The organism is Nocardioides stalactiti (genome assembly GCF_014180715.1).
Taxonomy (GTDB): Bacteria; Actinomycetota; Actinomycetes; order Propionibacteriales; family Nocardioidaceae; genus Nocardioides; species Nocardioides stalactiti.
In genome coordinates this window covers 1-979 of sequence record NZ_JACEFC010000246.1, presented here as the reverse complement: position 1 = coordinate 979, position 979 = coordinate 1, and the positions used below count along the sequence as shown (strand labels likewise).

The 979-nt window shown below is 77.4% G+C and carries 1 protein-coding gene; it reads left to right on the top strand.

Annotated elements, in window-relative coordinates:
* The coding region (locus H0487_RS22715; RefSeq protein WP_183096451.1) for a 3'-5' exonuclease at positions 1 to 979 on the top strand (979 nt) is incomplete at both ends.

Below are 979 nucleotides of genomic sequence, written 5' to 3'. Positions count from 1 at the left end.
CGGCCGCCGGCGCCCCCGTCGAGGTGGCCGGCGACGAGACGCCGCTGGTCCGGGAGCCGGCCGTCGCCGTGCTGCTCTCCGCCCTCGAGCTGCTGGTCTCCGACGACGTGCCGCGCGACCGGGTGGAGGAGCTGCTCGTCTCGCCGCTCGGCGGGCTCGACGCGACCGAGGTCCGCGCCCTGACCCGCGCGCTGCGCGCGGTGCACCCCGAGGTCGGCCCGCGCGAGCTGGTCCGGCGGGCGGTGCTCGAGCCGACCCTGCTCGACGGGGTCGACGGGTCCGCCGCCGCGCGGACCCGGTCGCTCGCCCAGCTCCTCGAGCGGGCCCGCGCCGACATCGCGAGCGGTGCCACGGCGGAGCAGGTCCTGTGGACCTTGTGGAGCGGGACCCCGTGGGGCGAGCGGCTGCGAGCAACCGCCGTCGGCGGGGGTCACGGTGCGCGACTGGCCCACCGCGACCTCGACGCGCTCTGCGCGCTCTTCGAGACCGCAGCGCGGTCCGAGGAGCAGCGCGACCACACGAGCGTCGCAACCTTCCTCGCCACCCTCTCCGCCCAGGAGATCCCGGCCGACACCCTGGCCGAGCGCGGCGTCCGGGGCGAGGCCGTCCGGCTTCTCACCGCCCACCGGTCCAAGGGGCTCGAGTGGCGCCTGGTCGTCGTGGCCCACGCCCAGGAGGGCAGCTGGCCCGACCTGCGCCGGCGCGACTCGCTGCTCGGCGCCGACCGGATCGGACCGCTCGGGCACCACGGGCTGCTGCCGCCGCTGTCGCGCGGGTCGATGCTCGCCGAGGAGCGGCGGCTGTTCTACGTCGCCGTGACCCGGCCGCGGCAGCGGCTCGTCGTCACTGCCGTGAAGTCGCCCGACGACGACGGCGAGCAGCCGTCGCGCTTCCTCGACGAGCTCGGCCACCCGGTCCAGCACCGGGTCGGGCGGCCGCGACGCCCGCTGTCGATGCCGGGTCTGGTCGCCGAGCTGCG